This is a genomic window from Geomonas silvestris, from assembly GCF_014193515.1.
Taxonomy (GTDB): Bacteria; Desulfobacterota; Desulfuromonadia; order Geobacterales; family Geobacteraceae; genus Geomonas; species Geomonas silvestris.
Genome location: NZ_BLXX01000027.1, coordinates 1 through 5789, shown reverse-complemented (window position 1 = coordinate 5789; position 5789 = coordinate 1). Strand labels below are relative to the sequence as shown.

Below are 5789 nucleotides of genomic sequence, written 5' to 3'. Positions count from 1 at the left end.
TGACTACATCGAGCGGTTCTACAACCGCAAACGGATTCATTCCTCGCTGGGGTATCGGACCCCGTTCGAGGTCGATCAACTCAACCTAGCCGCTTAACCGACTGTCCACGAAATCGGGGCAATTCCAAACTTTTGAGGGGGGGCAGTGTCAGAGACAGATAACACAGTGACGATAGTCAACCCGCTGAAATTACCGAAATGGAATCAACTGCTGCAAAGTTCGGGACAGGCTACAGTATTTCATACTTCGAATTGGGCGCGGGTGCTGGCAGAGAGTTATGGTTATCACCCGGCGTACGTCATGTTGGCGGAGCAAGGTTCATTCCGCGGCTGTCTCCCGGTTATGGAGGTTAACAGCGTTCTCACCGGCAAGCGCGGTGTCTGTCTCTGCTTTTCCGACTGTTGTGGGGCAGTTACACAGGGCCTAGATGATTTCCAGTTGCTACTGGAAAGCGTTCTGATGCTCGGGAAAATGGGTAACTGGCGCTATGCTGAATTTCGGGGTGAGCAGTACCTCGCTGAGCAGATACCGAACGAGGCCTATGCATACCACGAACTTGAGATCACTGACGTAGGAAAGATGCACTCGCGTCTGAGAAAGGGTACCTCAAGCAGCATCCGAAAGGCGGAACGAGAAGGTGTACATATAACGGTTTCACAGTGTGTCGAAGATCTTCGCGAGTTCTATCGTTTGCACTGCCTCACCCGGCAGCGGCACGGGTTACCTCCGCAGCCGTCATCGTTTTTTTACAAATTGCACCAACACCTCATCGCAGAGGACCTTGGTTTCACAGTGCTAGCGCATTACAAGCAAAAGGCGGTAGCTGGTCTTATCTGCCTGCATTTCGGAGACCACGCCGTATGGAAATATGGAGCCTCAGATGATTCTTTCAAGCACCTAAATGCTAATAATCTTGTGCTATGGGAAACCATTAAAACGTGTGCTGCTCGAGGGTTTCGATGTTTAAGCCTGGGCCGCACGGATTTAAATAATGATGGCTTGATATCGTTCAAAAACGGGTGGGGAGCCATCATGACCTCACTGAACTATTACCGTTACGATTTCACCAGTAACGGGTTTGTCAGCTGCGGGAAAAAACATAGTGGTTCGTTCAGGCAGCTTTTCAGATATCTGCCAATAGACATGCTAAAGCTGATAGGCCGTCTTGCCTATCGGCATGTAGGATAACATTTACAAAATGGAGAGGGAATGCAGGAGGCGCCTCGAAGGAGAAAGCCAATGAACGGCAGAAAGGTAATCTGGCTTATTTTGATGTTGCTAATCGTTGGATGTTCACATGTGGCAACAGGTAGACCTGGTTTGCCGCAAAATTCGGTTGTGCCGATCAAAGAATACCGAATCCAGCCGGGCGATCAGCTCGACGTAAAGCTGTTCTATAATCCAGAACTTAATGAACAGTTGACGGTGCGACCGGATGGAAAGATTACCCTCCAATTAGTTAATGACATTGTTGCCGCTGGTTTGACGCCGGCAGAGTTAACCGCAGCCCTGACTAAAGCCTATTCTAGTGAGCTGAGAAATCCGAAAGTTGCCGTGATCTTAAAAACATCCGTTGCGGACCGAGTGTATGTTGATGGTGAAGTAAACAGAGCAGGCCTGATCCCCTTGTTGGGACCTACTACCCTGCTGCAATCAATTTCGCAGGCGGGTGGTCTAAAGGAAACAGCTAAGAGCGGGGAAGTCATACTACTGCGAAAGACTGAAGATAATAAAATAACTGCATACCGGGTAAACTTAGAAGAAGCTTTGAGTGGCAGTACTGCGGAGGATGTTGTTCTAAAACCAAATGATATTGTCTTTGTACCTAAATCCACCATTTCTAACATAAATACCTGGGTAGATCTGTACATACGAAGAAATATTCCTATACCGCTAGGGCTGAGTGTAGGAACTCTATAACATAGATATGATAACCAATTAGGTGATAAGGCCATGAATGCACAGGATTTTATGAGCATGCTCTTTAAACACTGGTCAAAATTTTTAATCATGTTTATTTCTGTAACAGGTGTTATTGCCTATGGATTATTTACCGCAAGGCCAATGTATCTGGCAAAATCATCCTTTCTGGTCAAACCCTGGAAGGATGATGCGGCACGTCCCGGAATGGATACAAATAGTAACAGCATGAATCTAATGCTCAGCCAAGATGAGCTGGTGAATACTGAGATACAAGTTATAAGCGGAAGGGAACTGGCAGAGAAGGTGGTGCAATCCCTTAAAATTAAGAAGATCTATCCTGATCTTATGAAGCCGAAGTCGAAGGTTGCGAATCACCTGGATGCAGCCGTTGAGCAGTTTGGAAAGCATCTTAAAGTTGTAGGGATTCGGAAATCGAATGTGGTGGAGGTCACATTTCAGCATAATGATCCGAAGATTGCAGCAAGTGCGCTGAACTTGTTGGTTGAGATATTTAAAGAAAAACACCTAGCGCTACACAGCGATCCGCAGTCTTCGTTCATAGGGACTCAACTCGCTTCTTTTGAGAGCAAGTTGAAGGAATCTGAAAAAAAACTGGAAACATTCCAACAGGCAACGCGTGTTTTCTCTCTTGAGGAGCAGCGAAGTCTGTTGCTTAGACAAAGATCAGACCTAGATACTGCGTATAAAATGTCCCAAAATAGCGTCAGCGAGTTGAAAAACAAAATAGTTGCTGTCAAATCACAGCTAGTTAATCTAGCCAAAAGTAACAGCAGATACACACCTACAGAAAGAGATAAAATAGTTATTGAAGCAAAAACAAAATTGTTAGATTTGAAGTTAAAAGAACAGGAGCTAAAGAGAAAGTATAATGAAGAGAACCCGCTTGTTGTTGAAGCAAAAAGAGAAGTAGATTTGGTGTCACAGTTTCTGATAGATCAAGAAGAGGGGATACTTGGCAAAGTGAAAACTGGTAATCCGGTGTATCAAAATGTCGAAATTGAACTTTTTAAATCGGAAGGAGAGTTAAATTCACAGTCGGCAAGGGCCGAGGCGCTGAAGAATCAAGTGAGGCAGCTTGACAAGGAAATTGCTGAACTCGATTCGAACGAGGCAAAGCTTCAAAACCTGAAGCGTCAAATTGCAATAAACGAGAAAAATTACCGAACATATGCCGACAAGCAGGAAGAAGCCCGTATGTCAGAAGCGATGAATAGATTGAAGTTGTCTAATATAAGCATTATTCAACCCGCAGAAGTACCAGCAAAACCGCTAAATTCAAACAGAGCAATCAAAATGGTTGTAGGTGTTATTATGGGGCTTTTTTCTGGCGTAAGCTGCGTATACCTTGCAGAAATGTTAGGGCAGACATTCTCCGATCCAGAAAGTGTGGAGAAGTATCTAGAAGTACCGGTACTTCTGACGGTTCCATATAAAGAGGTATGATATGTACCTTAATTTCTACGAGTTGAATAAAGAACCATTCCAAATTACACCTGACCCTTCCTTTTTATACCTCAGCCTTAGTCATAGGGAAGCTCTTGCTTCTATAATATACGGCGTTGAGAAAAAAAAGGATTTATTCTGATTGTGGGGGCGGTTGGAGTTGGGAAAACTACCATTCTAAGAGCATATCTTGAGAAAACCGACAAACTGAAAACCAAAATTATATACCTTTTTGATTCAAACATCTCTTATCATAACCTCCTAAGGCACATCTTCGGAGAGTTAGGCATATTTCAAGATGCAGATGACGTATGCCAAATGGTAAATCAACTTCACAAATTTCTTATAAGTGAATACCGTGAAGGTAAAAATATAATTTTACTGATAGATGAGGCACAAAACATGCCGCCAGATACTCTAGAAAATCTTAGAATGCTTTCCAACCTTGAAACAGCCACGGAAAAGTTAATACAAATAGTTTTTAGTGCACAGCCTGAGTTTGAAAAGACGCTAAACCTTTATGAACTCAAGCAGCTTAAACAGAGAATCGCGGTTAAAGCAGTTATCCGCCCCCTTAATCGTGAGGAAGGGTTATTGTATATCACACATCGCCTAAAGAAGGCATCAGACAAGGAACAGATTATTTTCACAACTAGTGCTCTGAGGGAAATAATTAGGTACTCGGAGGGGATTCCCAGGGTTATTAATGTAATTTGCGATAACTGTCTTATCTCTGCCTTTGGTTATGGTAAAAAAAAATAAGAACAAAGATAGTAATGGAAATACTACAAGACTTTGGATTAAGTAGTTCATTCTATGTTAAGTGGTCTATCTATTTGTTGGGTGGACTTCTTGTGACAATCTTTGCTGTAATGGTTTATTCGGAAATGCATTCAGACGGTAAAGGTGAGGGTTCACATTTAGTAATAAAACAAGAACCTAGCGTTAAAGCTCCAGTGGCGGTTCCGGGAACAACAAAATTAGTAGAATCTGCAGCACGGGAAGAGGCCAGCAAAGTTGTGAAACGTGGCGATACTCTTGCGCGCTTGATAAGCCAAGTTTATGGTCATGTAGATGCAAAACTCATCACACTTGTCAAAAAGGCAAATCCAACCATTGACAATGAAAATCTAATTATTGAGGGGCGACGCATCGTGTTCCCTGTAAACAAAAAATAATTAGTTTCAATTCTGGTCCCTGTGGCCGAAAGGTTAAGCTATGAGCAATATCTATGAAGCACTTGAACAAGCATGCGGAAAGAAAATTGGATCCGGCGTGTCACCGGAGTTGTCTTTGCAGACAGAAGTCATTCATGGCTTGTCACTTAAGAAGGAGATGACTTGGCTTCATCATCAAGTAGAAGCAATCTTGAGTAAATCCAGTAAAATGATTCAGTTTATTGGATCGCGCAGGGGAGAAGGGGTGTCGACTATTGTTCGTGAATTTGCCAAGATCGCTGTAGAACGCCATGGTAAGTCAGTTCTTATCTTGGACTCTGTTTGTCAAGAACAAACATCAGGATTAAACGTTAGTGGGCAACGTGACTATGGCTGGCTTGATCTTGTTGAAGAGGGAAAACTCATAGAGAAATCATTCTTTAGGGTTGGAGAAACAAACTTGTATTTCGCTCCAATATCTGTGCAGAGCTCGTTTATTGCCCCGGTAAAAGATGTAACTTTAAAGGCTAGCATACTCGACCAACTGAAGGATAGATTCGACCTTATACTGATTGACTCTTCATCAGACACCAGTACCGCTGACAGTGCGTCAATAGCGAAGATGGTTGATGGTGTAATAATGATTTTAGAAGCAGGTAAAACCAAAAAGAAATCAGCATTAAAACTAAAGAAGAGAATCATCTCCAACGGTGGTGTCATCATTGGAGCCGTCTTTAACAAGCGTAAATATTACATACCTGATTGTATTTACAAAAAGCTATTTTTATAGACTTACATCTAGTCTGGGAGATAGTTGGAGAAAGCCTGACAGCAAAAACGTGCTCATTTGTAACTTCAACAGCTGGTTCGGTCACAGATTTGATAATGGGTACTACTCATTAATACGAATAATAGTTTCTAGTAATTATTTATTTTTCTATTGATCACCTTTGTCCGATGTTTATTCGGTGTAGGTTGGTCTTCAGTCTGATCTCGATCATCTATGGGACAACCAACTGTGGGTGACAAATATACCAGCACATGTAACGGCCATTAACGATACTTTTGCGATAATTACCCGTCTGTGCTAAGTGGTGATTATCCTTTTCTGCAGCGTAAGCTCCCCCGTCAAGTAGACATTTCATAAGTAGAGTTTCTGGTGTAGCGATTCATGTAATCAGAGGGCGTTAGATCCCCAAGGGCATCGTGCGGGCGTAGCTCGTTGTAGTCGTTCATCCACCAGT

The 5789-nt window shown here is 42.9% G+C and carries 7 protein-coding genes; 6 read left to right on the top strand and 1 reads right to left on the bottom strand.

Annotated features, from left to right (window positions below):
• Nucleotides 1-145 precede the first annotated feature (145 nt).
• From GMST_RS21930 to GMST_RS21910, 6 genes are all read left to right on the top strand, one after another.
• Complete coding sequence (locus GMST_RS21930; RefSeq protein ID WP_183356845.1) at nt 146-1189, top strand: lipid II:glycine glycyltransferase FemX; 1044 nt, start codon at nt 146-148, stop codon at nt 1187-1189.
• Nucleotides 1190-1240: 51 nt separating this feature from the next.
• Nucleotides 1241-1921 carry a polysaccharide biosynthesis/export family protein gene (locus GMST_RS21925; protein WP_183356844.1) on the top strand — a complete coding sequence of 227 codons (681 nt, stop codon included), beginning with the start codon at nt 1241-1243 and terminating at the stop codon, nt 1919-1921.
• A 33-nt stretch (nt 1922-1954) separates the two neighbouring features.
• Nucleotides 1955-3388 (top strand): GumC family protein, encoded by a 1434-nt coding sequence (locus tag GMST_RS21920; RefSeq protein ID WP_183356843.1) that lies wholly within the window; start codon nt 1955-1957, stop codon nt 3386-3388.
• A 144-nt stretch (nt 3389-3532) separates the two neighbouring features.
• The gene (locus GMST_RS22360; RefSeq protein WP_246400010.1) at nt 3533-4150 is read left to right on the top strand and encodes an ExeA family protein; all 618 of its coding nucleotides are present in this window, start codon (nt 3533-3535) and stop codon (nt 4148-4150) included.
• Nucleotides 4151-4164: 14 nt separating this feature from the next.
• Nucleotides 4165-4566 (top strand): LysM peptidoglycan-binding domain-containing protein, encoded by a 402-nt coding sequence (locus GMST_RS22355; protein WP_246400004.1) that lies wholly within the window; start codon nt 4165-4167, stop codon nt 4564-4566.
• 40 nt (nt 4567-4606) lie between these two features.
• On the top strand, nt 4607-5335 hold the full coding sequence (locus GMST_RS21910; RefSeq protein ID WP_183356842.1) for a P-loop NTPase family protein: 729 nt from the start codon (nt 4607-4609) through the stop codon (nt 5333-5335).
• A 338-nt stretch (nt 5336-5673) separates the two neighbouring features.
• Here GMST_RS21910 and GMST_RS22700 read toward each other — a convergent pair.
• On the bottom strand, nt 5674-5789 hold a 116-nt coding region (locus GMST_RS22700), incomplete at its 5' end, for an integrase core domain-containing protein (RefSeq protein ID WP_183354928.1).

Excerpts from the sequence above, each read along its gene's own strand:
- GMST_RS21925 (WP_183356844.1), top strand. The coding sequence starts at position 1,241 with ATGAACGGCAGAAAGGTAATCTGGCTTATTTTGATGTTGCTAATCGTT.
- GMST_RS21920 (WP_183356843.1), top strand. The coding sequence starts at position 1,955 with ATGAATGCACAGGATTTTATGAGCATGCTCTTTAAACACTGGTCAAAA.
- GMST_RS22355 (WP_246400004.1), top strand. The coding sequence starts at position 4,165 with ATGGAAATACTACAAGACTTTGGATTAAGTAGTTCATTCTATGTTAAG.
- GMST_RS21910 (WP_183356842.1), top strand. The coding sequence starts at position 4,607 with ATGAGCAATATCTATGAAGCACTTGAACAAGCATGCGGAAAGAAAATT.